Annotated in this window: 20 protein-coding genes; 12 read left to right on the top strand and 8 right to left on the bottom strand. The window is 72.7% G+C overall.

Going from position 1 to position 25,685, the window contains the following annotated elements:
• Positions 1-110 precede the first annotated feature (110 nt).
• The 3 genes from OG861_RS27640 to OG861_RS27650 are packed head-to-tail and all read left to right on the top strand — an operon-like array spanning position 111 to position 3,942.
• Complete coding sequence (locus tag OG861_RS27640) at positions 111-1,229, top strand: NAD(P)H-dependent flavin oxidoreductase (protein WP_329193004.1); 1,119 nt, start codon at positions 111-113, stop codon at positions 1,227-1,229.
• Positions 1,230-1,234: 5 nt separating this feature from the next.
• Positions 1,235-2,782 carry an acyl-CoA synthetase gene (locus OG861_RS27645; RefSeq protein ID WP_329193002.1) on the top strand — a complete coding sequence of 516 codons (1,548 nt, stop codon included), beginning with the start codon at positions 1,235-1,237 and terminating at the stop codon, positions 2,780-2,782.
• A gap of 35 nt (positions 2,783-2,817) precedes the next feature.
• Complete coding sequence (locus OG861_RS27650; RefSeq protein ID WP_330261887.1) at positions 2,818-3,942, top strand: calcium:proton antiporter; 1,125 nt, start codon at positions 2,818-2,820, stop codon at positions 3,940-3,942.
• Between the two features lie 60 nt (positions 3,943-4,002).
• Here the strand turns inward: OG861_RS27650 and OG861_RS27655 are convergent, their stop codons facing one another.
• The 3 genes from OG861_RS27655 to paaK all read right to left on the bottom strand — a co-directional run bounded on the left by OG861_RS27655 (position 4,003) and on the right by paaK (position 7,349).
• The gene (locus OG861_RS27655) at positions 4,003-4,869 is read right to left on the bottom strand and encodes an oxidoreductase (RefSeq protein ID WP_329192998.1); all 867 of its coding nucleotides are present in this window, start codon (positions 4,867-4,869) and stop codon (positions 4,003-4,005) included.
• Between the two features lie 67 nt (positions 4,870-4,936).
• On the bottom strand, positions 4,937-5,791 hold the full coding sequence (locus OG861_RS27660; protein ID WP_443056436.1) for a YhjD/YihY/BrkB family envelope integrity protein: 855 nt from the start codon (positions 5,789-5,791) through the stop codon (positions 4,937-4,939).
• 241 nt (positions 5,792-6,032) lie between these two features.
• On the bottom strand, positions 6,033-7,349 hold the full coding sequence (gene paaK / locus OG861_RS27665; protein ID WP_330261888.1) for a phenylacetate--CoA ligase PaaK: 1,317 nt from the start codon (positions 7,347-7,349) through the stop codon (positions 6,033-6,035).
• Positions 7,350-7,520: 171 nt separating this feature from the next.
• Here paaK and OG861_RS27670 point away from each other — a divergent pair, with 171 nt between their 5' ends.
• Positions 7,521-8,168: a DUF2278 family protein gene (locus tag OG861_RS27670; protein ID WP_329192994.1), complete on the top strand. Its 648-nt coding sequence runs from the start codon at positions 7,521-7,523 to the stop codon at positions 8,166-8,168.
• 18 nt (positions 8,169-8,186) lie between these two features.
• Here OG861_RS27670 and OG861_RS27675 read toward each other — a convergent pair whose 3' ends face one another.
• Positions 8,187-9,818 (bottom strand): acyl-CoA synthetase, encoded by a 1,632-nt coding sequence (locus OG861_RS27675; RefSeq protein ID WP_329192992.1) that lies wholly within the window; start codon positions 9,816-9,818, stop codon positions 8,187-8,189.
• A gap of 186 nt (positions 9,819-10,004) precedes the next feature.
• On the opposite strand from OG861_RS27675, the gene OG861_RS27680 reads away from it, so the two are divergent.
• From OG861_RS27680 to OG861_RS27705, 6 genes are all read left to right on the top strand, one after another.
• Positions 10,005-10,805 (top strand): crotonase/enoyl-CoA hydratase family protein, encoded by an 801-nt coding sequence (locus OG861_RS27680; protein ID WP_329192991.1) that lies wholly within the window; start codon positions 10,005-10,007, stop codon positions 10,803-10,805.
• A 527-nt stretch (positions 10,806-11,332) separates the two neighbouring features.
• Positions 11,333-12,325 (top strand): Zn-ribbon domain-containing OB-fold protein, encoded by a 993-nt coding sequence (locus OG861_RS27685; protein ID WP_329192989.1) that lies wholly within the window; start codon positions 11,333-11,335, stop codon positions 12,323-12,325.
• Complete coding sequence (locus tag OG861_RS27690; protein ID WP_329192986.1) at positions 12,325-13,395, top strand: thiolase domain-containing protein; 1,071 nt, start codon at positions 12,325-12,327, stop codon at positions 13,393-13,395. The genes OG861_RS27685 and OG861_RS27690 overlap by 1 nt, the downstream gene beginning before the upstream one ends.
• A complete protein-coding gene (locus OG861_RS27695; protein ID WP_329192984.1) occupies positions 13,392-14,573 on the top strand; it encodes a thiolase domain-containing protein in 1,182 nt (393 codons plus the stop codon). The genes OG861_RS27690 and OG861_RS27695 overlap by 4 nt, the downstream gene beginning before the upstream one ends.
• A gap of 123 nt (positions 14,574-14,696) precedes the next feature.
• Positions 14,697-14,924 carry a DUF397 domain-containing protein gene (locus tag OG861_RS27700; protein ID WP_443056746.1) on the top strand — a complete coding sequence of 76 codons (228 nt, stop codon included), beginning with the start codon at positions 14,697-14,699 and terminating at the stop codon, positions 14,922-14,924.
• A gap of 874 nt (positions 14,925-15,798) precedes the next feature.
• Positions 15,799-16,299 carry a hypothetical protein gene (locus OG861_RS27705; protein ID WP_190184063.1) on the top strand — a complete coding sequence of 167 codons (501 nt, stop codon included), beginning with the start codon at positions 15,799-15,801 and terminating at the stop codon, positions 16,297-16,299.
• Positions 16,300-16,309: 10 nt separating this feature from the next.
• On the opposite strand, the gene kstD is transcribed toward OG861_RS27705, so the two are convergent.
• Positions 16,310-18,106: a 3-oxosteroid 1-dehydrogenase gene (gene kstD, locus OG861_RS27710; protein WP_329192982.1), complete on the bottom strand. Its 1,797-nt coding sequence runs from the start codon at positions 18,104-18,106 to the stop codon at positions 16,310-16,312.
• Between the two features lie 189 nt (positions 18,107-18,295).
• A complete protein-coding gene (locus OG861_RS27715; RefSeq protein WP_329192980.1) occupies positions 18,296-19,420 on the bottom strand; it encodes an aminoglycoside phosphotransferase family protein in 1,125 nt (374 codons plus the stop codon).
• A 231-nt stretch (positions 19,421-19,651) separates the two neighbouring features.
• Between OG861_RS27715 and OG861_RS27720 the strand changes: the two genes are divergently transcribed.
• A complete protein-coding gene (locus tag OG861_RS27720; protein WP_329192978.1) occupies positions 19,652-21,139 on the top strand; it encodes a DNA-binding protein NsdB in 1,488 nt (495 codons plus the stop codon).
• Positions 21,140-21,257: 118 nt separating this feature from the next.
• Here OG861_RS27720 and OG861_RS27725 read toward each other — a convergent pair whose 3' ends face one another.
• A complete protein-coding gene (locus OG861_RS27725) occupies positions 21,258-22,685 on the bottom strand; it encodes a PP2C family protein-serine/threonine phosphatase (RefSeq protein ID WP_329192975.1) in 1,428 nt (475 codons plus the stop codon).
• Between the two features lie 192 nt (positions 22,686-22,877).
• A complete protein-coding gene (locus tag OG861_RS27730) occupies positions 22,878-23,126 on the bottom strand; it encodes an SCO4226 family nickel-binding protein (RefSeq protein ID WP_329192973.1) in 249 nt (82 codons plus the stop codon).
• A gap of 302 nt (positions 23,127-23,428) precedes the next feature.
• On the opposite strand from OG861_RS27730, the gene OG861_RS27735 reads away from it, so the two are divergent.
• Positions 23,429-25,657: a xanthine dehydrogenase family protein molybdopterin-binding subunit gene (locus tag OG861_RS27735; RefSeq protein ID WP_329192971.1), complete on the top strand. Its 2,229-nt coding sequence runs from the start codon at positions 23,429-23,431 to the stop codon at positions 25,655-25,657.
• Positions 25,658-25,685 lie beyond the last annotated feature (28 nt).

Genomic DNA, 25,685 nt, shown 5'->3' on the forward strand with positions numbered 1-25,685 from the left:
GTATCTGCCCGCGCGGCCCGCGCCTCCCGCACCGACCGGTCCGCAAAGAATCTGACGCTGCATCAGGAAACCCCTTCCCTCGACCGTCGCGCTGCGGCATCCTCACGCCCATGGAGACGGAGCTGAGCAAGAAACTGGGAGTCGAGCACGCCATCTTCGGCTTCACGCCCTTCCCGGCGGTCGCCGCTGCCATCACCCGCGCGGGCGGATTCGGCGTACTCGGCGCCGTCCGCTACACCGCCCCCGACGACCTCAAACGCGACCTCGACTGGGTGCAGGCGCACACCGACGGCAAGCCCTACGGCCTCGACGTCGTCATGCCCGCCAAGAAGGCCGTCGACGGCATCGCCGAAGCCGACATCGAGGCGATGATCCCCGCCGGACACCGCGCCTTCGTCCGCGACACCCTCGCCAAGCACCACGTGCCCGAGCTCGCGGAGGGCGAGGCATCCGGCTGGCGGATCACCGGCTGGATGGAACGGGTGGCACGGAACCAGCTCGACGTCGCCTTCGACTACCCCATCAAACTCCTGGCGAACGCGCTCGGTTCCCCTCCCGCCGACGTCATCCGCCGCGCCCACGACCACGGCGTCCTCGTCGCCGCCCTCGCGGGCAGCGCCAAACACGCCCGTCGTCACGCCGAAGCCGGCATCGACGTCGTCGTCGCCCAGGGCTACGAGGCCGGCGGCCACACCGGGGACATCGCCACGATGGTGCTGGTCCCCGAGATCGCCGAAGCCGTCGCCCCGCTCCCCGTCCTGGCCGCGGGCGGCATCGGCAGCGGCGAGCAGATCGCCGCGGGCCTGGCCCTCGGCGCCCAGGGCGTCTGGCTCGGCTCCCTCTGGCTCACCACCACCGAAGCCGACCTGCACTCCCGCGCGCTCACCGCCAAACTCCTCGCCGCCGGCTCCGGCGACACCGTCCGCTCCCGCGCCCTCACCGGCAAGCCCGCCCGCCAGCTGCGCACCGAGTGGACCGACGCGTGGGACGACCCGGACGGCCCCGGCGCGCTCCCCATGCCGCTCCAGGGCCTGCTGGTCGCCGAGGCCGTGTCACGGATCCAGAAGTACGAGGTCCAGGCGCTGCTCGGAACCCCGGTCGGCCAGATCGTCGGCCGGATGAACAGCGAACGCAGCGTGCAGGCCGTCTTCGACGAGCTGACCAGCGGCTTCGAGAGGGCCATCGACCGAATCAACCGCATGGCCGGCCGTCGAACCCGAGAGGCGTGAGCTGCATGACCGAGACCAACGGCTTCTGGGCCCAGGCCGCCGCCGAGCCCGACCGCACCGTACTGACCGCCCCCGACGGTGAACAGTGGAGCGCGGGCCGGCTGCACGCCGACGTCAACCGGCTCGTCCACGGGTTGCGCGCCGCCGGGATGCGCACCGGCGACTCCTTCGCCGTCGTCCTGCCCAACGGCGTCGAGTTCCTCACCGCCTACCTCGCCGCCTCACAGGCCGGCTTCTACCTCGTCCCGGTCAACCACCACCTCGTCGGCCCCGAGATCGCCTGGATCGTCGCCGACAGCGGGGCCAAGGTGCTCATCACCCACGAGCGCTTCGCCGAGGCCGCCACGGCGGCGGCCGACGAAGCCGGCCTGCCCGCGGGCCACCGCTACGCCGTCGGAGCGGTGGCCGGTTTCCGCCCCTACGAGGACCTCCTCGCCCCGCACCCCGCCACGCCGCCCGCCGACCGCACCCTCGGCTGGGTCATGAACTACACCTCCGGCACCACCGGCCGGCCGCGCGGCATCCGTCGCCCGCTGCCCGGGAAGCTCCCCGAGGAGACGTACCTCGGGGGATTCCTCGGCATCTTCGGCATCCGCCCCTTCGACGGCAACGTCCACCTCGTCTGCTCGCCGCTCTACCACACCGCCGTCCTGCAGTTCGCGGGCGCCGCGCTGCACATCGGGCACCCGCTGGTCCTCATGGACAAGTGGACACCGGCCGAGATGCTGCGCCTGATCGACCAGTACGCGTGCACCCACACCCACATGGTGCCGACGCAGTTCCACCGCCTGCTCGCACTCCCGCAGGAGACGAAGGAGGCCTACGACGTCAGCTCCATGCGGCACGCCATCCACGGCGCCGCGCCCTGCCCCGACCACGTCAAGCGGGCGATGATCGACTGGTGGGGCGGGTGCGTGGAGGAGTACTACGCCGCCAGCGAGGGCGGGGGTGCCTTCGCCACCGCCGAGGACTGGCTGAAGAAGCCCGGAACCGTCGGCAAGGCCTGGCCGATCAGCGAACTCGCCGTCTTCGACGACGACGGCAACCGGCTGCCGCCCGGCGAACTCGGAACCGTGTACATCAAGATGAACACCGGCGGTTTCAGCTACCACAAGGACGAGGGCAAGACCCGAAAGAACCGCATCGGCGACTTCTTCACCGTCGGCGACCTGGGGCTGATGGACGAGGAGGGGTACCTCTTCCTCCGGGACCGCAAGATCGACATGATCATCTCCGGCGGGGTCAACATCTATCCGGCGGAGATCGAATCCGCCCTCCTCACCCACCCGGCGGTCGCGGACGCCGCCGCCTTCGGCATCCCGCACGACGACTGGGGCGAGGAGGTCAAGGCCGTCATCGAGCCCGCCGAGGGCTTCGAGGCGGGTGACGCGCTGGCCGCCGAGATCCTGCACCACTGCGAACGGCAGCTGGCCGCCTACAAGCGCCCCAAGACGGTCGACTTCATCGCGACGATGCCCCGCGATCCCAACGGCAAGCTGTACAAGCGGCGGCTGCGCGACCCGTACTGGGAGGGGCGTGAGCGCGCCGTGTGACGCAGGGGGGTGACGGTTCTGGCAAGTTGGCCGACATGAGTACGGCAACGCACAGAACGTCCCTGTTCGACTGGACCGTCGTGGTCCCCGTGGTGGCCATCGTCGCGCTCGTCCTCAGCTGGGGGCGCGACCTGCCGGCCTTCGCGGTGGGGCTGGTCTCCCTTTGCCTGGCGGGCGCGGTCCTGGCGGCCGTCCACCACGCGGAGGTGGTGGCCCTCCGGGTCGGCGAACCCTTCGGCTCCCTCGTCCTGGCCGTCGCCGTCACCATCATCGAGGTGGCCCTGATCGTCACCCTGATGGCCGGTGGCGGCGACAAGACCGCCTCGCTGGCCCGGGACACCGTCTTCGCCGCCGTCATGATCACGTGCAACGGCATCGTCGGCGTATCCCTCCTGGTCGGCGCCCTGCGCAACCGGGTCGTCGTCTTCCACGCCGAGGGCTCGGGCGGGGCGCTGGCCACCGTCGCGACGCTCGCCGTACTGAGCCTGGTGCTGCCGACGTTCACCACGAGCAAGCCCGGCCCCGAGTTCTCCAGCGCCCAGCTGACCTTCGCCGCGTGTGCCTCCCTCGCGCTCTACGGCCTGTTCATCGCCGTACAGACGGTCCGTCACCGCGACTACTTCCTCCCGGTGGACACCCGGGGGAGCGGGGCGCCGGAGGCCGGGGACGCGTCGGGGGAGGACGCCCACGCGGTGGCGCCGAGCCTGCGTGCCGCCCTGATCAGTCTCGGTCTGCTGCTGGTCGCGCTCGTCGCGGTGGTGGGCGACGCCAAGGCCGTCTCGCCGACCATCGAGCGGGGCGTCGCCGACGCCGGGCTGCCGCACGCCGTCGTCGGTGTGATCATCGCACTGCTGGTGCTGGCTCCCGAGACCCTGGCCGCCGTCCGCGCCGCCCGCCGCGACCGGATGCAGACCAGTCTCAACCTGGCCTACGGCTCCGCCATCGCCAGCATCGGCCTGACCATCCCGGCCATCGCGCTGGCCACGATCTGGCTCTCCGGACCGCTGCTGCTGGGTCTGGGCCCGGTCCACATGGTGCTGCTGGCGCTGACGGTGGTCGTCAGCGCCCTGACGATCGTGCCGGGGCGGGCGACGTTGCTCCAGGGCGGCGTGCACATCGTGCTCCTGGCCGCGTACCTGTTCCTCGCCGTGAGCCCGTGAGGCGTCTCGTACGCCCCCGGCGGCACGGGCCGGGGGCGTACGTCCTCGCGCCGGGCGGGGTCAGGCGTCGTCGAAGTCCGTGCCGCGGCTGACGGTCTCCCAGGCGTCGGCCTCGGCGCGAACGGCGTCCGCGTGGGCCCGGATGAACTCCACGGCGTCAGTGCCCAGCACGAGCCGCAGCGGGGTCTGCGGGGCGTCCAGGGCGGCGAGGATCGCGGCGACGGCCTTGACGGGGTCCCCGGGCTGGTGGCCGTCGCTCGCCGGGAGCCCGACCCGCACGGGGCCGACGATGTCCTCGTAGGCGGGCAGCGGGGTCGTGGACCGCAGCGCGCCACCGCCCGCGAAGCTCGTGCGGAACGAGCCGGGTTCCACGATCAGCACCTTGATCCCGAAGGGGGCCACCTCGGCGGCGAGCGCCTCGGTCAGACCCTCCAGGGCGAACTTCGTCGCGCAGTAGGCCCCGACGCCGGGGAAGGCCAGCCGTCCGCCCATGCTGCTCATCTGCACGATGGCCCCCGACTTGCGGGAGCGCATGTGGGGCAGCGCCGCGCGCAGCAGCGCCGCCGGACCGAAGAAGTGCAGGTCCATGAGTTCGCGGAGTTCGGTGTCGCTCGCTTCCTCCACGGCGCCGACCAGGCCGCGCCCGGCGTTGTTGACCAGGACGTCGATCCGGCCGAAACGGTCCACGACCCCGCCGACGGCCTCCTCGGCGCGGGCCGTTTCCGTCACGTCCAGGGCCAGGGGGACGAGCCGGCCGGGGTGCTCGGCGGCCAGGGAGTCGAGGGTGCCGGTGCGGCGGGCGGCCGCCACGACCGTGTCGCCGGCGGCCAGCGCGGCCTCGGCCAGGATCAGGCCGAACCCGGAGGACGCCCCGGTGATCAGCCAGACGCGGCCCTCGGGTGCGTCCGTCGGAAACTGCGTAGTCATCAATCCCCCTGCGAGTGACTGGTGTTACTGGATCACCCTGATCCTCGCACCGGCGGGGCCCGTGGCGTCAGTCGGTTCTCGGACCATGCGCATCAGGTCCCTCCCCGGTGAGGGCGCCGGTTCTGTGCAGCCGGCGCAGGGTGAGCCGTTCGTGGGCCAGGCGGCCGACGAGGGAGCCGCCGTAGACGACGAAGCCGACACCGACCAGCCAGGACTGCACCACGAGGAGGGTGCCGAACGGCCCGTACGTGACGGCGCTGGAGGCGATCAGGGGGGAGAACACCAGCTGGGAGAAGACGCGCAGGCCCAGCAGGCCGACGCTGGTGAGGACCGCCCCCGGGAGCAGGGCGCGCCAGCGGACGCGGCCTCCCAGCAGGAGGCGCTGGGAGGTCCAGAAGAAGATGACCGTGCCGATGAGGTCGCTGACGGTGCCGAGGGCGATGCCGACGGCGTTCTTCGAGGGGGCCGGGATCTCGACGAGGAGGGCGAGGTAGCAGACGAGCAGGGCGAGCCAGACGACGTGGCGCCACATGGTGTGCCACCGGGCGGTCGGAAGGTCCCAGACCTTTTCGTAGCCGGTCTGGACCGCCGACCCGAAGGTCAGGCCGAATACGGCGAGGGCGGCCAGACCGAAGGCGGTGGTCCGCTCCAGCGCCAGGTCGGCGGCGCTGAACAGCATCTCGACCCGGGCCCGCGAGGACTGCGTCACCCCGAGGGCCTGCCCCAGCCAGCGCCCGAAGCCGGAGCCGGAGCCCGGGGCGGCGGCCGCGACGACCACGAGCAGCGGCACCAGGGTCAAGAACCCCAGGGCCGCGAAGCCCATCGCCCGGTGCATCAGCTCCATCTGGCGCCCCCGGCTCCAGGCCAGCCCGACGAGGGAGGCCCGGAGCCGGTCGTGCGGCGGCCGGGGCTTCGAGGTCACACCCTTCACCTACCCGGCCGCACCCCGATCGCCCCGGAGGCACCGGTGAAAACGGCCCGAAGGGGTGGTTTTCCCGCGTCCGCGCGGCTGACCGGAGTCGCCCGCCGAGGGCACGTACCTGCGCAGGTGCCCCGCGTCGTCACCGGCTGAGGCCTCCGCGCAGCTGCGGAAACGGCTGCGGCCTCGGCGCGGCTGAGGGACCGGCTGCGGCATCCGGCGCGGCTGCGGCCGCCGCCCGCGGTCAGGGCCGTATCGGGGGCTCCGCCCGCAGGTCCCTGATGCGCTTGATCTTGCCGACCGACCGCTCCAGCGTCTCCGGATCGACCACCTCGACCCCGACGGACACCCCGACCCCCTCCTTCACGGCTCTGACCACCGCCGCGGCCGCCGCTTCCCGCTGGGCGGAATCGGCCTCGCGACGGGCCTCGACCCGGACGGTCAGCGCGTCCATCCGCCCTTCCCGGGTCAGCCGGAGCTGGAAGTGCGGGGCCAGGGCCGGGATCCGCAGGAGGATCTCCTCGATCTGCGTGGGGTAGAGGTTCACCCCGCGCAGGATGATCATGTCGTCGCTGCGGCCCGTGATCTTCCCCATCCGGCGGAAGGCCGGCCGGGCGGTCCCCGGCAGCAGCCGCGTCAGATCCCGGGTGCGGTACCGGATGACGGGCATGGCCTCCTTCGTGAGCGAGGTGAACACCAGCTCCCCCGGCTCGCCGTCCGGCAGTACCGCCCCGGTGATCGGATCGACCACCTCGGGGTAGAAGTGGTCCTCCCAGATGTGGAGCCCGTCCTTCGTCGAAGCGAATTCCTGCGCCACTCCGGGGCCCATCACCTCCGACAGGCCGTAGATGTCCACGGCGTCGATGCCGAGCCGGTCCTCGATCTCCCGGCGCATCTCCTCCGTCCAGGGCTCCGCGCCGAATATCCCCGTACGGAGCGAGGTCGAACGGGGGTCGATCCCCTGGCGCTCCATCTCGTCCAGCAACGTCAGCATGTAGGAGGGGGTGACCATGATGACCTCCGGCCGGAAGTCCTGGATCAGCCTGACCTGGCGGTCCGTCATGCCCCCGGAAGCGGGTACGACCGTACAGCCGAGCCGTTCGGCGCCGTAGTGCGCGCCGAGGCCGCCGGTGAACAGGCCGTACCCGTAGGCGATGTGCACGACCTGCCCCGGCCGCCCGCCCGCCGCCCGGATGGAGCGGGCCACGACATCGGCCCAGGTGGACAGGTCGCCCTCGGTGTACCCCACCACCGTCGGGCGCCCGGTCGTTCCGCTGGAGGCGTGGATGCGGCGCACCTGCGGGCGGGGGACGGCGAACATCCCGAAGGGGTACTGGTCGCGCAGATCGGCCTTGGTGGTGAAGGGGAAGAGGGAGAGGTCCGCCAGGGAGCGGCAGTCGTCGGGGTGCACACCGGCCTTGTCGAAGGCCTGCCGGTAGAAGGGCACCCGGTCGTAGACGCGGTGCAAGGTGGCGCGCAGCCGGCTCAGCTGGAGGGCCGCGAGCTCGTCACCGCTCAGCAGCTCGCCCTGATCCCGCTCCTCGTCTGCGAAGTCCGACATGTCCTCACCCCATCGTGAACGAACCGACCGATCATTCGGTAGCCTGCCGGACGCCGACGGCTAAAGCAATGACTCGAACGAGTGAGCGGTGGTCCCGACCGCCCCGACGCGCGGGAAAGGCCGGTCCGCATCTCGGTCGCCGCCCGGGTCCGGCGGTGGTTCACTGGCCGCATGCCGCTCGCCGACTACGGGGTGCTGTGCGGAACGCTGCACCGCCACTTCCGCGACGAACCCGATGCGCAGGGCCGCTGGTCCCACGTCAACCTGGAGGTCGACGCCCCCGAGGGCCGCTACCGCTGCGCCGTCGACGTCGACAGCAAGCACCCCGCCGTCGGCGTGCAGTGGAAGGTCCTCACCCTGGCCGCCTCGGTGCTCGAACCGGCCTCCGCGCTGCCGCCGGGCCACCACGACCTCGCCCGCACCTCCGGATCGGGCGCCATCGACTTCCAGCGCCACCCCGCGCTCGCCGACCGGGCCGGCTGCGTGCTCGCCCGGCTCCGCCCGCTCCTCGGCCGGCTCAGCCCCCCGCACCCCTGGATCTCGGGCTCCTGCCTCGAAGCCTCCGAGGCCCTGGAGCCCCTCCTCGTGCCCGGCCGGCCCGTCATGGTCTTCGGGGAGTCCTTCGACCACGGCGGCCCCGGCATGCGCCACGTCCACCAGAACCAGGGCTCGCCGTACGACAGCCGGTGGTGGCCGCAGAACGGGATCTGGCAGGACGGTGCGACGATGACCCGAAGGGAAGACGGCTGGTACGACGTCTTCCTCTCCAAGTTCTCCACGCAGGCCGACCGGACCGGCCCCGACGGCCACCCCGAGTGATCCGCTCCCCCTCCTGCCTCAGTGGGCGGCGTCCGCCTCCGTGGCCACGGCCTTCGCCCAGCGGTAGTCCGCCTTGCCGCTCGGGGAGCGCTGGATCGCGGGTGTGACGACGAGCTGGCGCGGGATCTTGTACCCCGCCAGCCGGGTGCGGCAATGGGCCCGGATCTCCTCCAGCGTCGGCTCGGCCGCCCCCGCGCGCAGCTGGACCACCGCCGCCACGTGGCTGCCCCACGTCGGGTCCGCCACCCCCGCCACCAAGGCGTCGTACACGTCCGGGTGTGACTTCAACGCCTGCTCCACCTCCTCCGGGTAGACCTTCTCGCCTCCGGTGTTGATGCACTGGGAGCCGCGCCCCAGCACGGTGACGATCCCGCTCTCGTCCACCGTCGCCATGTCGCCGAGCAGCACCCACCGCTCCTCGCCCTTGCGGAAGAAGGTCTCGGCCGTCTTCACCGGGTCGTTGTAGTAGCCGAGCGGTACGTGCCCGCGCTGCGCCAGACGCCCCGGCCGGCCCACCGGCACCGGCTCGTGCGTGACCGAATCCACCACCTGCGTACGGTCGTTGACCTCCAGCCGGAACCCCTTTTCGGGGCCGGAGTCGTCGGCCGCCCGGCCGTTGGAACCGGACTCCGAGGAACCGAAGTTGTTCAGCAGCACCACGTGCGGCACCAGCCGCTGGAATTCGGCCCGGACCGTCTCCGACATGATCGCCCCGGACGAGGAGACGCTGAACAGCGACGACAGGTCGGTGCCCTTGAGCGGGCCGTTCAACGCGTCGATCAGCGGCCTCAGCATCGCGTCGCCCACCAGGGACACGCTGGAGACCTTCTCCTTCTCGATCGTGCGCAGCACTTCCTCGGGCGCGTACTTGCGGTGGATGACCACCCGCTGGCCGTAGTTGAAGGCGATGAACGAGGTCAGGGTCGACGTGCCGTGCATCAGCGGCGGCGCGGGGAAGAACGTGAGGCCGGCGCCGCGCGCCGCGACCCGCTCGGCCAGCTCCTGCGGGCGCTTCACCGGTTCGCCGGACGGCTCGCCGCCGAACAGGCCTGCGAAGAAGAGGTCTTCGGCCCGCCACATGACGCCCTTGGGCATCCCGGTGGTGCCGCCGGTGTAGATGATGAACAGGTCGTCGGAGGAGCGGGGCGCGAAGCCGCGCTCCGGGGAGCCGGCCGCCTCCGCGTCCGCGTACGCCACGGGCGCGATCGCGGGCTCAGGTGCGCCCTCGGGGACCTCGCCGACCCGGATCAGGTGTCGCAGCCTGGTCGTCTGCGGGAGCGCGGCGGCCACCCGCTCGGTGAACTCGCCCTCGAAGACGAGTGCGGCGAGGTCGGCGTCGTTGTAGAGGTAGACCAACTCCTCCTCGACGTAGCGGTAGTTGACGTTCACCGGCACCAGACGCGCCTTGAGGCAGGCCAGGACGGTCTGGAGGTACTCGACCCCGTTGTACAGGTGCAGCCCGAGGTGCTCGCCGGGCGTCAGCCCGCTGTCGAGGAGGTGGTGTGCGAGGCGGTTAGCCGCCGCGTCCAGTTCCGCGTACGTCAGGCGGCGCTCGGCGCCGGTCCCGGGGTGGTCCACGTAGACGAGGGCCTCCCGGTCGGGGACGACGTCGACGACCGACTCGAACAGGTCGGCAAGGTTGTACTCCACCGTTCCTCCTGGCCCGAAAGTGTCCACGGCTGACCCCATGGTCGGCCCGGCTCGGCGGTCATTAGAGCGCCGGGACGGTCAACTGGGAAGGTGCGCACCAAGAAAACTGACTGTGTGTCAGAAAACTCTTGAACTGCATCCCTCCCTCCTGCAACCTGTTCTAGGTCTTCAGACGGGAGGACGGCAATGGGTGGGACGGAACACCTGACCGTGGAACGCCACGGCGCCACGCTGGTGCTCACCATGAACAGGCCGGAGGCGAAGAACGCGCTCTCGCTGCCACTGCTGGTCGGGCTGTACGACGGCTGGCTGGAAGCCGACGCCGACGACGCCATCCGCTCGGTGGTCCTGACCGGTGCGGGCGGGGACTTCTGCGCGGGCATGGACCTCAAGGCGCTTGCCGGGCGGGGGATGGCGGGCGACCAGTACCGGGACCGGCTCGACGCCGACCCCGACCTGCACTGGAAGGCGATGCTCCGCCACCACCGGCCGCGGAAGCCGGTGATCGCGGCGGTGGAGGGGTACTGCGTGGCCGGCGGCACGGAGATCCTCCAGGGGACCGACATCAGGATCGCGGGGGAAGGGGCCACGTTCGGGCTGTTCGAGGTCAAGCGGGGCCTGTTCCCGATCGGCGGCTCGACGGTACGGCTGCCACGGCAGGTCCCGCGCACGCACGCGCTGGAGATGCTGCTGACCGGCCGGCCGTACTCGGCGGCGGAGGCGGCGCGGATCGGCCTGATCGGGCGGGTGGTAGCGGACGGCACCGCGCTGGAGCAGGCCCTGGAGACCGCCGAGCGGATCAACGCGTGCGGACCGCTGGCGGTGGAGGCGGTGAAGGCCTCGGTGTACGAAACGGCGGAGATGACGGAGACGGAGGGGCTGGCCGCCGAACTGATCCGGGGATGGCCGGTCTTCGCCACGGCGGACGCGAAGGAGGGCGCCCGTGCGTTCGCGGAGAAGCGCCCGCCGCGGTACCACCGCGCGTAACGCTGCGCGGTACGGGACGGCGGGCCGCCGGCGGGCAGGTCCCCCCGGCGGCCCGGTGCCCGGCGGGCTCCCGGCCCGGGCGGCCGGGTTCCGACGACGCACCGGCCCGAACCAGGAGGGGAGCGCGCTCTGACCGATCACCGCCGGCATCGCCCCGGGCGCACCAGTCGGCCGGCGGACGGCCCGATCGGACGGCCCGGCCGGCGCCGCCCACCAGGACCGGGCCTGACCGGTCCCGCCGACCCACGGCAGCGGCGGGCCAGACGGTCGGCCGACGGGCCGAGCCGGATGGCGGGGCACACGGCTCCCGGGAACGACCGGACGGCTGCCGGAACGCCGGCCGACCGGCAGCAATGCCTGACCGAAGCGAACCGCCGGCCCCGGTCGACCGGCAGGAGTGCCCGAACGGGGCCCACGGCGGATCGACCGACCCTGCTTGACCTGCCCGGTCCGTCAGACCCCGCCGCCCCGGCCGACCGGCCCCGGGCCGGGTGTTACTCGTCGTGCCATCAGATAGGAGCCCGCACATGACCGCAGCCGCAGAAGCCGCCGCGTCGCCGCCCGGGGTGCTGCGTGCGCCCCTGGTGGTCGAGTTCCCGTTCACACGGTCCCTCGGGCCCGTGCAGAGCGCCTTCCTCACGGGCCTGCGCGAGAGCGTCGTGCTGGGTGTGCGGACCACCGCCGGCCAGGTGATGGTCCCGCCCGTCGAGTACGACCCCGTCACCGCCGAAGAGATCCGCGAACTGGTCCAGGTCGCCGCCACCGGCACCGTCACCACCTGGGCCTGGAACGGCCATCCGCGCCCCCACCAGCCCCTCGACCGCCCCTTCGCCTGGGTCCTGGTCAGGCTCGACGGCGCCGACACCGCCCTCCTGCACGCCCTCGACGCGCCCGGTCCCGACGCCGTCCGCACCGGAATGCGCGTCCGCATCCGCTGGGCGGCCGAACGCACCGGAGCCATCACCGACATCGCCTGCTTCGAGCCGCACGAGGGCGAGGAGCCCACGGACCCCGAAACCGCCCCCCGAGCCGCCCCCCACGACGGGACGTTCGCGGCCCCCGTCACCGGCATCATCGCCGAGGCCCGGCTCGACTACACCTACAGCCCCGGACGCGCCCAGACCGCGTACATCAACGCCCTCTCCGAGCGGCGGACCATCGGCGAGCGCTGCCCCTCCTGCCACAAGGTGTACGTGCCCCCGCGCGGCGCCTGCCCCACCTGCGGCGTCGCCACCACCGACCGGGTCGAGGTCGGCCCGGCCGGCACCGTCACCACGTACTGCGTCGTCAACATCAAAGCCCGCAACCTCGACATCGAAGTCCCCTACGTCTACGCCCACATCGCCCTCGACGGCGCCGGCCTCGCCCTGCACGGCCGGATCGGCGGCATCCCCTACGACCAGGTCCGCATGGGCCTGCGCGTCGAACCGGTGTGGACCGAAGGCGGCCGGTACCCCGACCACTACCGCCCCACCGGCGAACCGGACGCGGACTACGACGCGTACAAGGAGCTCATCTGATGGCCACGCCCCACAGGTACGCCCGCGAGGTCGCGGTCGTCGCCTTCGCGCAGAGCGACCACCGGCGCCGCACCGACGAACTCAGCGAAGTCGAGATGGTCATGCCGGTCCTCCACCAGGTGCTGGCCCGGACCGGCCTCAAGACCGGCGAGATCGGCTTCACCTGCTCAGGCTCCAGCGACTACCTGGCCGGCCGGGCCTTCTCCTTCACCATGACCCTCGACGGCGTCGGCGCCTGGCCGCCCATCTCCGAGTCCCACGTCGAGATGGACGGCGCCTGGGCCCTCTACGAGGCCTGGGTCAAGATCCAGACCGGAGAGGCCGACACCGCGCTCGTCTACGCGTACGGGAAGTCCTCGCCCGGACCGGTACGCGACGTCCTCACCCGCCAGCTCGACCCCTACTACCTCGCCCCCCTCTGGCCCGACTCGGTCGCCCTGGCCGCCCTCCAGGCCCAGGCGCTGATCGACGCGGGCGAGACCGACGAGCCGGCCCTCGCCGCCATCGGCGCCCGCAGCCGGGCCTCCGCCGCTGCCGGCAACCCGCACGCCCAGCTCACCGGCGCCGTTCCGCAGGGCGACTACCAGGTCCGGCCGCTGCGCACTGGCGACTGCCCGCCCATCGGCGACGGCGCCGCCGCCGTCATCCTGGCGGCGGGCGACACCGCACGCCGGCTGTGCGAGCGGCCGGCCTGGATCACCGGCATCGACCACCGGATCGAAGCGCACGCCCTGGGACTGCGCGACCTCACCGACTCTCCCTCGACCCGCACCGCCGCCGAACACGCGGGCCTCTTCGAAGCCCCCGTGGACACGGCGGAACTGCACGCCCCCTTCTCCTCCCAGGAGGTGGTGCTCCGCAAGGCACTCGGGCTCGACGACGGCGTGGCCGTCAACCCGTCCGGCGGGGCCCTCGCAGCCAACCCGATCATGGCGGCCGGCCTGATCCGCATCGGCGAAGCCGCCGCACGCATCCACCGCGGCGCCTCCGACCGGGCCGTCGCGCACGCCACCTCCGGCCCCTGCCTCCAGCAGAACCTGGTCGCCGTCCTGGAAGGGGACCGAGCATGAGCAAGGCCGCGACATCGAAGGAGAGCGTGGCCGTCGTCGGCATCGGCCAGACCAAGCACGTCGCCGCCCGGCACGACGTCTCCCTCGCCGGACTGGTCCGCGAGGCCGCGGTGCGCGCCCTCGCCGACGCAGAACTGACCTGGGCGGACATCGACGCCGTCGTCATCGGGAAGGCCCCCGACTTCTTCGAGGGGGTGATGATGCCGGAGCTGTACCTGGCGGACGCCCTCGGCGCGGTCGGCAAACCGATGCTCCGCGTCCACACGGCCGGATCCGTAGGAGGGTCCACCGCGCTCGTCGCCGCCAACCTGGTGGCGGCCCGCGTGCACCGCACCGTCTTGACCCTGGCCTTCGAGAAGCAGTCCGAATCCAACGCCATGTGGGGCCTCTCGCTCCCGGTGCCCTTCCAACAGCCCCTGCTGGCGGGGGCGGGCGGGTTCTTCGCACCGCACGTACGCGCGTACATGCGCCGCACCGGCGCGCCCGACACGGTGGGTTCGCTCGTCGCGTACAAGGACCGGCGCAACGCGCTGAAGAACCCCTACGCGCACTTGCACGAGCACGACATCACGCTGGAGAAGGTCCAGGCCTCACCGATGCTGTGGGACCCGATCCGGTACTCGGAGACCTGCCCCTCCTCCGACGGTGCCTGTGCGATGGTGCTCACCGACCGGGCGGGCGCGGCCCGTTCGCCCCGGCCTCCGGCGTGGGTGCACGGCGGGGCGATGCGCAGCGAGCCGACCCTCTTCGCCGGCAAGGACTTCGTGTCCCCGCAGGCGGGCAAGGACTGCGCGGCGGACGTGTACCGGCAGGCGGGGATCACGGACCCGCGCCGGGAGATCGACGCGGTGGAGATGTACGTACCGTTCTCCTGGTACGAGCCGATGTGGCTGGAGAACCTGGGCTTCGCCGAGGAGGGCGAGGGCTGGAAGCTCACCGAGGCCGGGGTCACCGAACTCGACGGCGACCTGCCCGTCAACCCGTCGGGCGGTGTCCTGTCGACCAACCCCATCGGCGCATCCGGCATGATCCGCTTCGCCGAGGCGGCGCTCCAAGTACGGGGCCGGGCGGGCGAACACCAGATCGCGGGCGCCCGCCGGGCCCTCGGGCACGCGTACGGCGGCGGGGCCCAGTTCTTCGCGATGTGGCTGGTGGGGGCCGAACCGCCCGCCTCCTGAGCGCCGGCCGGGCGGACGGGACCGGTCGCGGCCGGGACGCCGGGGGCCTGTGCGGCACCCGCCCGCGTGGTTAACCTGGCCCTCGGACGACGTACCGGGAGGAGCACGCACGTGGCCGAGAGCATGACTTCGCAGGCCCCCGCCGGCTGGGGCAAGCCGGACCTGGACCTCAGCGGGGCGCACTGGCGGTCGAGCAGCCGGGGAGCGGGGGATGTCCAGATCGCCTTCGTGGAGGGGTTCATCGCGATGCGCAACGGCGAGCGGCCCGACAGCCCCTCGCTGATCTTCGCGCCCGATGAGTGGCGCAAGTTCGTCCTGGACGCCCGGGGCGGGGAGTTCGACCTCACCTGACGCCGGGGCAGCCGGTGCGGGTGTCGGTGCGGGCGCGGCCGGACCCGCACCGGGACGGCCAGGACGACCGGCCGCCGTAGGGCGGCCGCGTCACCGTCCCGGCAACCCGGTGCTCCTGACGTCCCCGGCCTGCCCGGTCCGCCCGGGTGCGCGCCGGAGCCGTTCGCCGGCGCATCAGGACGTAGGAACCCGCCGGCGGGCCGGGCCCAGTGGCCGCACGGACGAGATCGCCGGGCGGTCGACCCGAGCGGGCGGCCGCCCCTGGTGCCCTCCTGCCCCGCCCCCTCGGACCCCTCCCCCCCACGGGCTCCCCTCCGACCCTCCGACCCTCCGACCCGGCGGCCCGGGCCGCGTGGCCGAGGCCGGACCGGACCCCGACGCTCGATCCGGGTACCCGGTGCCCGGATCACTGATCGACTGGTTCGCCGAGGGCGCGGCGACGCTGGTGGAACCGTTCCGTACGCCCGGCCCCGACGTCCCGGTGTGGACCTGGGTCCTCCGAACGGACCAGCGGCTGCCGACTGCGGATGCAGCCGATCGAGCCCGCCCTGCACCGGTGGGACGCGGAGGCCGTGACGGGACACCGGAGCCCGTGCCCACCGGAGCCCGGGCCCACCGGCCCGGTGGACGTCGAAGCCGCCGGGACGGCCTCGGAGCCGATGCCCTTCCTCTGGCAGCGGCTTCCCCGCCTCCGCGCTGACGGTCACCGGTGACCTCGGCCGCCCTCGGCCACTGCTTCGAGCTGGTCCCGCCCGTCCACGGGGCCCGCCGCCCGCCGCAGGCCCCCCGCCCCGGTCCCGCCTCCCGCTCCCGCCCCCGCGGTGGAAGCGGGGCCCCGGGCCGGAAAACGCGGTCGGCCACGTACCATGGCGGCATGTCCTTCCTCCGCCGCCACCGCGCCGCCACACCCGCCGGCCCGGACTTCGACGTCCTGGCCATGGACCCGGGGGACTGGCCGGGCAACCTCGGGGCCGGGCTGCTCCCCGCCCCCGACGGCAGCTGCCAGGGCGTCTTCCTGCGCTACGACCTCTTCGGCGGCCGCGGCCCCGCGATGATCATCGGCAACCTCCCCGAGGGCTCCCCGGCCCGCGAGCTCGCCGACAAGCAGGTGCCCTTCGAGGTGGCCCAGCTCCTGGACGCCTTGGAGAACGACGAGGAGGTCGAGGTCACCGGGGTCGAGGACTGCCCCGTCATGCAGGGCGACAACCTCCTCATCGTGCGGAAGGTCAAGCTCTCCGAGGGCCGCATCAGCTGCGTGCAGTTCGACCGCAGCGACAACGTGCTGGTCACCATCGCCAGCTGGGACCGCCCCATCACCGATGACCTGTACGCCCTGCTCAAGCCCCTCCCGGCGGAGCTCTTCCAGCAGGGCTAGGCACCTGCGCCTACGCGTCCGCGATGTCGTTCGCCGCCACGTAGCCGAACGTCATCGCGGGGCCGATCGTCGATCCGGCGCCCGCGTAGCTGTGCCCCATCACCGCCGCGCTGGCGTTGCCCGCCGCCCACAGGCCCCGGATCACCGACCCGTCCGGGCGCAGCGCCCGGGCCCGCGCGTCCGTGACGATGCCGCCCTTCGTGCCCAGGTCCCCCGGGACGATCTTGAAGGCGTAGAACGGCGGCACCCAGACCGGCGCCAGGCACGAGTTCGGCTGGACGTTCGGATCCGTGTAGTAGTGGTCGTACGCCGTGTCACCGCGGTGGAAGTCCGGGTCCGACCCGTTCCACGCCTGCGCGTTGAAGCGGCCCAGCGTCGCCCGCAGCGCGGCGGCCGGCACCCCGATCTGCCCGGCGAGCGCGTCCCACGTCCACGCCTTCTTCGCGGCCCCCGCCTCGTACCAGGCGTCCGGGAAGGCCAGCGTCGGAAGGACGTCCTTGAAGAGGTACCGGTTGCGGTAGTTCTGGTCCACGATCAGCCAGGCCGGAATGTGCGAGCCGGTCGCGCCCCGGTCCTTCTCGTACATCACGTGCACCACGTCGCTGTACGGGGCGGCCTCGTTGACGAACCGCGTGCCGTTCGCGTTCACCATCAGCCCGCCCGGAAGGGTCCGCTCCGCCAGGCAGAAGTACGGCTCTCCGGGCAGCGGGATCGAAGGCCCCCACCAGGCGTCCTCCATCAGCGCGAGCGCCGCCCCGGCCCGCTGGCCCGCCCGGATGCCGTCGCCCGTGTTCTCCTTCGCCCCCACCGACCACTGGGTGCCGATCGGCTGCTGCTGGTACTGCGCCCGCATCGCCGCGTTGTGCTCGAATCCGCCGGAGCCGATGACCACCCCCTTGCGGGCCCGCACGACGCCCCGGGCGCCGTCCTTCTCCACGACCACCCCGGTGACCGCCCCGCCCTCCTGCACCAGATCCACCAGCGGACTGTTCAGCCATACCGGCACCCCCGCCCGCATCAGGCCCGCCCGTAGCCCCGCGGCCAGCGCCTGGCCCATGGTCAGCGGCTTCTCCCCGCGCAGCGCCGCCTTCGCGCCGCGCGCCAGGCACTCCGTGGACACCGCCAGTCCCTTCGCGGTGACCGCCGCGAGGTTGAGCCACTTGTAGTCCTGGCTGAACACCACCATCCCGGCGGGCACCGCCATGTACGCCGGGTTGAGGCGGGCCAGTTCGGCGCCCAGCACGTTCCCGTCGATCTGGTCGGGCTCGACGGAGCGCCCGTTCGGCAGACCGCCGGGCAGGTTCGGGTAGTAGTCGCTGTAGCCGTCCATGAAGCGGAACTTCAACGGGCTGTTGGCCATGACGAAGTCCAGCATCCGGGGGCCGTTGGCGAGGAACGCCCGCTGCCGGTCGGCCGGTACGTCGGGACCGACGACCGCCGCCAGGTACGCCGAAGCCTTCTCCGGGGTGTCCGGCACGCCCGCCCCGAGGATGACGGAGTTGTTCGGCAGCCAGATCCCCGCGCCGGATCGGGCCGCGGAGCCGCCGAACGTCGGGGCCTTCTCCACCACCAGCACGCTGAGCCCGCGCCCCGCGGCGGTGAGCGCGGCGGTCATCCCGGACGCCCCCGACCCGACCACGACGACGTCGTACTCGCCGAGCGGGACCCCGTCGGGGCCGGCGGCGGCCGAGGCCCGCGCGGCGGCGGCCGGCAGCACGGTGGCGGCGAGCACCCCGGCGGCGGTACCGGCGAGGACCGTCCGGCGGGCCGGGAAAGGAGCGCGTGCGTGGTCGGACCGTGCGGACATGGCGGGCTCCGGGGGAGTGAGGACGGGGCGACGGCTCCGGCACGTCTGATGCCGGGTCAGAAAACTGTTCGCAGGATCATGTGATGTCAAGGCATCCGACGCCGCCGCCCCGGTACGTGCCCGGTACGCGCCGAAGCGAGACCCCGTGGCGGTGGGAGCCACGGGGCCTCGCGTACGGGGGACGGTGTGTCAGCGGGTGCCGACCACCGCCCGGACCGCCCTGCGGGCCATCCCGCAGTCGTCGTGCAGCCGGCGAAGCAGCAGCCGCTGCTCCTCACCCGAGGACAGGGCGCCCGCGGGCAGCGGCTGCATCGGGGCGGTCGCCGTCATAGAGCGCTGCACCGCCGTCTCGGACATCCGGATCTCCCGGGTCAGGATCAGCATCAGGTTCACCAGGAACGCGTCCCTGACCGCCGGCCCCTGCTGCTGCGCCATCCGGCTGATCTGGCCGCGCGCCGCCGGGGCGTCGCCCAGTACCGTCCACAGCGTGGCCAGGTCGTAGCCGGGCAGGTACCAGCCCGCGTGCTCCCAGTCGAGCAGTACGGGCCCGGCCGGGGAGAGCAGCAGGTTCGACAGCAGGGCGTCACCGTGGTTGAACTGCCACGGCGTCCCGGCCAGCTTGAGGCCGTGCAGCAGCTTCTGCAGGTCGCCGAAGTCGCGGTCGGTCAGCATCCCCAACTGGTGGTCGCGGGCGATCCGCCGGGTGTAGTCCAGCGGGTGCCCGAACAGCTCGGCCGACGGCCGCCACTGGTTCACCCGGCACACCGCCCCCAGCGCCGTCCGTACGTCTGCCCGCGGCGGAGCCTCCACGGGGTGCCGCTGCAGGGCCGCCACCCGGCCCGCCATCCGCTCGACGACCAGGACGCAGTTCTCCGGGTCGGCGGCGATCAGCCGGGGCACCCGGACCGGCGGACGGTGCCGGACGAAGGCCCGGTACGCAGCTATTTCGTGCCGGTACCGCTCGCGCCACTCGGGCGAATGGTCCAGTAAGACCTTCGCGACGGCGGTCATCCGTCCCGTCGTCCCCACCAGCAGGACCGACCGGCCGCTGCGCCGCAGGACCTGTACGGGCGCGAACTCCGGACAGATCCGCTGCACCGAGGCGAGCGCCGTGCGCAGTTGGGCGCCCTGCGGCCCGGACAGGTCGATTCTTCCGCTGGGCGGCTGGGTCCCGGTCCCCGGCATCCGCCGGGCCCGTACGGCGCCCTGCGCCGGGGCGGCCGGCCGGCCGGGTTCGAGGTAGGGGCCGCCGCCCGCCTGGAGCGTGCGGTGCGGCCGGACCGGGGCGGACACGGAGGACGTTGCTGCGTACATGGCGTTTACGGTTCCCTTCGTGCGCCGACGAGTTGCGTACGCCGCCCCGCCGGATCCCGTACTTCACCCTGGGGAGTTCCGCCGGGGGCCGGGTCGGGGAGGCGCATTCCTACATGACACCCCGCCGTGGGTGGCACACCATCTGGCGGACCCTGGCGAACCCTGGCGAATAGTCGCTGGGCATCTGACGGCGGGCTACTGTCAACTCAGCCGAGAACCTGGGGGCTTGACGTGAGCAAAGGTCCAAACACCCGTCTGAACGACCTGTTCGGCCTGGCCGGCTGGTCCAAGGGCGAACTGGCGAGGATGGTCAACCGGCAGGCGGCCGCCATGGGCCACCACCAGCTGGCCACCGACACCTCGCGGGTGCGGCGCTGGATCGACATGGGGGAGACCCCGCGCGAACCGGTGCCCACGGTACTGGCAGCACTGTTCACCGAGCGGCTCGGTCGTGTCGTGACCATCGAGGACCTCGGGTTCGTACGGCAGCGGCGCACCGCGAAGCGGCAGCCGGAGGGGGCGCAGGAGAACCCCGACGGAGTGCCATGGGCGCCCGAACGCACAGCCGCGGTCCTCACCGAATTCACGGGAATGGACCTCATGCTCAACCGTCGCGGTCTGATGGGCGCGGGAGCCGCGCTCACCGCCGGCTCAGCCCTCAGCAACGCCATGTACGACTGGCTGCACACCGACCCCGCCACCGCCAAGGAGGCCGACCGCTTCGGCGGGGGCGCCCACCAGGCCGACCCGGCCGGCTACGACCGCTACGAGGCGGCCCCGATCGGCTCCCAGGAGATCGATGCCCTGGAGCGCTCCGTCGAGGTCTTCCGCGCCTGGGACGCTTCCAGGGGCGGCGGACTCCAGCGCAAGGCCGTCGTGGGCCAGCTCAACGAGGTGGGTGGAATGCTCGCCTACCACCACCCCGACCACCTCCAGCGCCGGCTGTGGGGAGTGGCCGCGAACCTGGCGGTGCTCGCCGGCTGGATGTCCCACGACGTCGGCCTCGAACCCACCGCACAGAAGTACTTCGTCATCGCCGCGCACGCCGCACGCGAGGGCGGCGACCGCCCGAGGGCCGGCGAGGCGCTGTCGCGGGCGGCCCGCCAGATGGTGCACCTGGGCAAGCCCAACGAGGCCCTGGACCTGATGAAGCTGGCGAAGTCCGGCTCCGGCGAGGAGACCCTGCCGCGCACCCGCGCCATGCTCCAGACCATCGAGGCCTGGGCACAGGCCGCCATGGGCAAGGGCCAGGCGATGCGCCGCACGCTGGGCGAGGCCGAGGACCTGTTCGTCTCGGACAAGGGCGATGTCCCGCCGCCCTCGTGGATGCAGCACTTCGACGAGGCCGACCTGCACGGGATGCAGGCGCTGGCCTTCCGGACGCTGGCCGACCACGACCCCACGGCAGCGCCGATCGCCCAGCGCCACGCCAAGGAGGCGCTGCGGCTGCGCGCCCAGGGGCACCAGCGCTCGCAGATCTTCGACTACATCTCCATGGCCTCGGCCTGCTTCATCGCCGACGACCCGGAACAGGCGGACCGGTACGCCCGTCTCGCGCTGGTGTCGATGAACGAGACCTCCTCGCACCGGACGTGGGACCGGCTGCGCGAGATGTACCGGCTCACCGGCCAGTACTCCGGCTACGCGCGCATCGAGGACCTGCGCGAGGAGATCAAGCTGGCCCTACCGGACACCCCGAAGGCGGCGAGCCACGTGTGACCGGAGCCAGGTGTGACCGGGCCAAGGTCCGAACCGGGAAGGGCCGCGCCCGGCGGCGCGGCCCGTGCATCCTCGTCGTCCGTTCTCCGTGGTCAGGGGGCGGGGCCGGAGGGCGCGGTCAGAGGCCGATCCGGGCCACGAGCACGCAGGCGTCGTCCTCGCGCTCGTTGTCCCCGAACTCCTCGGTCACGATGCGTACGCACTCCTGTGCCGACCGCGCCGTCGAGAACCTCGGTGCGAGCGCGAGCAGCCGCTCGGTACCGTCCGCCCGGCTGAACTCGATGCTGCGCGGGGTCAGTCCGTCCGTGTGCAGGACCACCACGTCGCCCGCTTCCAGGCGTTCCTCGGCCTGGCCGTACACCGCCCCGGAGGTCGCCCCCAGCAGTACGCCCTCCGGCGGCTGGAGCGAGCGGCCCTGGCCGTCGCGGAACAGCAGTGGCGCCGGGTGGCCGGCCTGTGCCCAGGACAGCACGCGACGGGCGGGATCGTAACGGCAGCAGACGGCCGAACCGAGGGCCGGCTGGACGGAGCTCTCCAGGAGTTGGTTGAGCCAGCCCATCAACGGGCCGGGTTCGATGCCGGCCATGGCCATCCCCCGCAGGGCGCCGAGCATCATCGCCATCCCGGAGGTGGCGGTCACGCCGTGGCCGGTCAGGTCACCGACCGTCAGCAGCGAGCGGCCGTCGCTCAGTTCGAGCGCGTCGTACCAGTCCCCGCCGATCAGCGCGCTGGTGGCGGAGGGCATGTAGTACGCGGCCACGTCCAGGGCGCCGGTGCTGTCGTGCGGGAACCGCAGGGAGCCGCGCCACGGGGGGAGCACGGCCTCCTGCAGCTCGACCGCCAGCCGGTGCTCGGTCTGCGCGATCTCCCGGTGGCGCTGGAGCGAGTCCCGGGACTCGCGCACCGCGCGCTGGCTGCGGCGCAGTTCGCTCACGTCCCGCAACACGGCCCACATCGATGCCGTGCAGCCGTCGGAGTCGAGTACCGGCTCGCCCCTCATGTGCAGCGTACGGACCCGCCCGTCGGCCCGGACGATGCGGAACTCGCCGTCTATGGGCTTGCCGTCCACCAGGCAGTCGGTGACCATCGCGGTGAGCAGCGGCTGGTCCTCGGAGAACAGGGTCGAACCCAGTTCGTCCAAGGGCAGCGCACCGGCCTCGGGCGACCGGCCGAAGATCTGGAAGAGTTCCTCGGACCAGGTCACCTCGTCCGTGAGCAGGTTCCACTCGGCGCTGCCGACCCGGGTCGGGCGGTCCTCGACCGTGGTCTCGGGAGCCGCCGCCGGCGCCGCGACGGGCTGCTGCGGCGTGGGCGGCAGGCCCTCCTTGAGCTGACCGAGGTGCTGGCCCAGGTCGTCGAGGTGGTGGACGGCGAGATCGCACAACGCGCGCTGCCAGCGGCCCTGGGCGTCGTCGTCGTCCGCGACGGTGTCGCGGCGCACGGCGTCCACTTCGCCCCGCAGCCGCCGGGTCTGTGAAATCAGTGCGTCCACCGACCCCGGCTCGGGCGGCTGCGCGGGACGGTCCGCGAACAGGTGGGACGGCATGAGAACTCCGATACAGGCGCGGCACGGCCATGAAGGAAGGACCGGTTACGACTGTTGCACAGGCCGGAACGGCCTGTAAGGCGTTTGGCAACATCCGCAACATGGTTGCTCAAGGCATATGCCGCAGGCCTTCGGGGCCTCCTTCGTGTGTACGAATGTTTCCGGTCACGGCGGTCGGGAACCGTCGTGGAGCTACACCACCAGCGGCACGGGGTGGATCTCGTTCGCCGGGTGCCCGGTCCGCTCGTGGATGCGCTGCACCGCCTCGGCCGTCGGCGCCTCCGACAGGCAGTACACCGTGCCCGACTCCGGGTCGGCCCAGGCCTGCTTGAAGTGCACGCCTTCCTCGCCCTCGATCGCCTGGTCCGCGCGGTGGGCCTCCATCAGCGCCTCCGCGGTGATGCCCTTCATGCCGGTGTGGACGTCCATGAACGTGGCCATCGCCCCACACCTCCTCGCTGTTGCGGTCGTCTCCGGCCCCTGCATCTTCCATCGTCCACCTGCGGCCGGAAAACCGCCGTCCGGCCGCGCGAAGTCGAGCGTACGCGCGAGGGGTACGAGCCCCCGGAGTGCTTCAAGTGCCTCCCGGCGCCGGTCATCACCCGACGGCGGGACCGCTCGAACGAAGGACCCCGCCCGCCGCGATCGCTTCCCACCCCACCCCCTGATCGCTACCCTACGTGTCGGTAATCAACGGGGGGTCCACTCAGGTGGACCGCGCGCGGGGTGGGGGACAAGAAGACATGAGCGGGCACAGCCCCACCTCCGACCGGAGCCGGCGCTCCTTCCTCACGCACCTCGTCGCGGCCCCGACCCTCGCCCTCGTCACCCGGGCCGGGGCGGACGCCCTGGCCCCGCAGCCCGCCGACGCCGCGGTGCCGACGCTTCCCGCCCTCGCCGACCTGGTGGACCTCGGAGACCTGTTCATCCTGGCGGGCGCCCCCACCGCCGCGCTGCTCGCCCTCGCCGTCGAAGCGGACGGGACCATCCGCTTCCGGCTGCCGCGCGAGGAGGTCGGCCAGGGCCTGACCACGGCCGTCGCCGTCCTCGTCGCCGAGGAGCTCGACGCACCGCTGACCGCCGTACGCGTCGAACTCGACGACGCGCGTCCCGAGTTGCTGTTCAACCAGCTCACCGGCTCCTCCAACTCCATCCGCTCCCTGTACGGGCCGGTCCGGCAGACCGCCGCCACCGCCCGGGCCCGGCTGGTCGCGGCCGCAGCCGCCCGCTGGAGACTCACCCCCTCCGCCCTGACCACCGCGAACGGCGTCGTCCGGGCCCCCGACGGCCGTACCGCCGACTACGGGAGCCTCGCGGAGGCCGCCGCGGACCCCGCCCTCCCGGTCCTCGGCTCCGCCCCGAAGCCGGCGGCCCAACACGCCCTCGTGGGGAAGCCCGCCGGCCGGATCGACGCCCGCGCCATGGTCACCGGCGCCCAGCGCTACACCCTCGACCTCGACGTACCCGGTGCCAAGCCCTGCGTCGTGCGCCGCCCGCCCACCCTCGGCGGCAGCGTCCGCGCCGTCGCCAACCGCGCCGCCGTCCAGGCCATGCCCGGAGTCCTGCACGTGGTGACGATCCCGACCGGGGTGGCCGTCGTCGCCGAGACCTTCGGCCAGGCCCTCGACGCCAAGGCCGCGCTCCAGGTCACCTGGGGACCCGGCCCGGCCGACCGGCTCTCGGACGCCCAGGTCCGGGCGAAGCTGCGCGCCGTCAACCCGCCGCCCCTGCTGCCGCCGCTGCTCACCCCGTACGTGGACGCGGAATTCGACTTCGCCTTCGTCAGCCACGCGCCGATGGAGACCAACTCCGCCGTGGCCGACGTGCGCGAGGACCGCGCCGAGATCTGGTCCGGGCTGAAATCGCCGATCGTGGCCCGCGAGAGCATCGCCGCCGACCTCGGACTGCCCCTGGACAAGGTCACCGTGCACGTCGTCCAGGCCGGCGGCTCCTTCGGCCGGCGGCTCTTCTTCGACGCCGCCCTGGAAGCGGCCCGGGTGTCCAAGATCTGCCGCCGCCCGGTACGGCTGATGTGGACCCGTGTCGACGACACCCGCCACGGACGGATGCGGCCCGCCACCCACCACCGGATACGCGCCACCTACGCCCTGGGCGAGGTGCTGAGCTTCGAGCACCGCGTCGCCGCCGCCGAAACCGACTTCCGGCACGGCCTCGGCGAGATCATCACCGCCACCGCGGCCGGCCTGCCCTCGGGGCTCGGCAACGCCACCCTCGCCCAGACGCTCTTCCTCACGACCGTCAAGTCCCCGTACCACTGCGGACTCACCACCCAGACGCTCACCGAGACACCCACCGGAGTCCCCACCGGCTCCTGGCGATCGGTGTACTCCGCCAACACCCGGGGCGCGGAGGAGATCGTGGTCGACGAACTGGCCGCGCGGACCGGCAAGGACCCCTACCGGTTCCGGCGCGCCTTCCTCAAGACCGACGCCCAGCGCGCGGTCCTGGACAAGGCCGCGCAGGAAGGCGAATGGGGACGCCCGATGCCCGCGGGCTGCGCACAGGGCATCGCCTTCCACGAGGAGTACAAGTCCCGTACCGCGTGCCTGGTCGAGATCGACACCCGGGATTCGCGGCACGTCCGGGTCACCAAGGCGGTCGTCGTGGCCGACGTCGGCCTGCCCGTGAACCCGCGGGGTGTGGAGGCCCAGATGATCGGCGGTCTCACCGACGCGATCTCCACCACCCTGCGCGCCGGCCTCCACCTGGACGACGGCCTGCCGTTGGAGGGCAGTTACAGCCAGTTCCACTGGGCGCAGCAGCGGGACACCCCGCGCGACGTAAGGGTCTTCGTCCTCCCGGCGACCGGTACGGAGCCGGGCGGCGCGGGCGAACTCGGCGTACCCGCCGCGGTGGGCGCGATCGCCAACGCGTGGGCCCGCGCCACCGGATCCAAGCCGCGCTCCTTCCCGCTCTCCTTCGACGTCGACTTCACCCCCTACCCGCGCTAGTCCGCCTCCCGCCGCGCCAGCTCAGGAG

Origin of the sequence: Streptomyces sp. NBC_00539, assembly GCF_036346105.1 — a bacterium.
In the GTDB taxonomy this organism is placed as follows: Bacteria; Actinomycetota; Actinomycetes; order Streptomycetales; family Streptomycetaceae; genus Streptomyces.

Coding starts and splice junctions, on each gene's coding strand:
- OG861_RS27700 (WP_443056746.1), top strand. CDS start 14,697: ATGACTTCGCAGGCCCCCGCCGGCTGGGGCAAGCCGGACCTGGACCTC.
- kstD (WP_329192982.1), bottom strand. CDS start 18,106: ATGTCCGCACGGTCCGACCACGCACGCGCTCCTTTCCCGGCCCGCCGG.
- paaK (WP_330261888.1), bottom strand. CDS start 7,349: ATGTCGGACTTCGCAGACGAGGAGCGGGATCAGGGCGAGCTGCTGAGC.
- OG861_RS27715 (WP_329192980.1), bottom strand. CDS start 19,420: ATGTACGCAGCAACGTCCTCCGTGTCCGCCCCGGTCCGGCCGCACCGC.
- OG861_RS27705 (WP_190184063.1), top strand. CDS start 15,799: ATGTCCTTCCTCCGCCGCCACCGCGCCGCCACACCCGCCGGCCCGGAC.
- OG861_RS27650 (WP_330261887.1), top strand. CDS start 2,818: ATGAGTACGGCAACGCACAGAACGTCCCTGTTCGACTGGACCGTCGTG.
- OG861_RS27680 (WP_329192991.1), top strand. CDS start 10,005: ATGGGTGGGACGGAACACCTGACCGTGGAACGCCACGGCGCCACGCTG.
- OG861_RS27690 (WP_329192986.1), top strand. CDS start 12,325: ATGGCCACGCCCCACAGGTACGCCCGCGAGGTCGCGGTCGTCGCCTTC.
- OG861_RS27685 (WP_329192989.1), top strand. CDS start 11,333: ATGACCGCAGCCGCAGAAGCCGCCGCGTCGCCGCCCGGGGTGCTGCGT.
- OG861_RS27645 (WP_329193002.1), top strand. CDS start 1,235: ATGACCGAGACCAACGGCTTCTGGGCCCAGGCCGCCGCCGAGCCCGAC.
- OG861_RS27730 (WP_329192973.1), bottom strand. CDS start 23,126: ATGGCCACGTTCATGGACGTCCACACCGGCATGAAGGGCATCACCGCG.
- OG861_RS27655 (WP_329192998.1), bottom strand. CDS start 4,869: ATGACTACGCAGTTTCCGACGGACGCACCCGAGGGCCGCGTCTGGCTG.
- OG861_RS27695 (WP_329192984.1), top strand. CDS start 13,392: ATGAGCAAGGCCGCGACATCGAAGGAGAGCGTGGCCGTCGTCGGCATC.
- OG861_RS27725 (WP_329192975.1), bottom strand. CDS start 22,685: ATGCCGTCCCACCTGTTCGCGGACCGTCCCGCGCAGCCGCCCGAGCCG.
- OG861_RS27640 (WP_329193004.1), top strand. CDS start 111: ATGGAGACGGAGCTGAGCAAGAAACTGGGAGTCGAGCACGCCATCTTC.
- OG861_RS27735 (WP_329192971.1), top strand. CDS start 23,429: ATGAGCGGGCACAGCCCCACCTCCGACCGGAGCCGGCGCTCCTTCCTC.
- OG861_RS27670 (WP_329192994.1), top strand. CDS start 7,521: ATGCCGCTCGCCGACTACGGGGTGCTGTGCGGAACGCTGCACCGCCAC.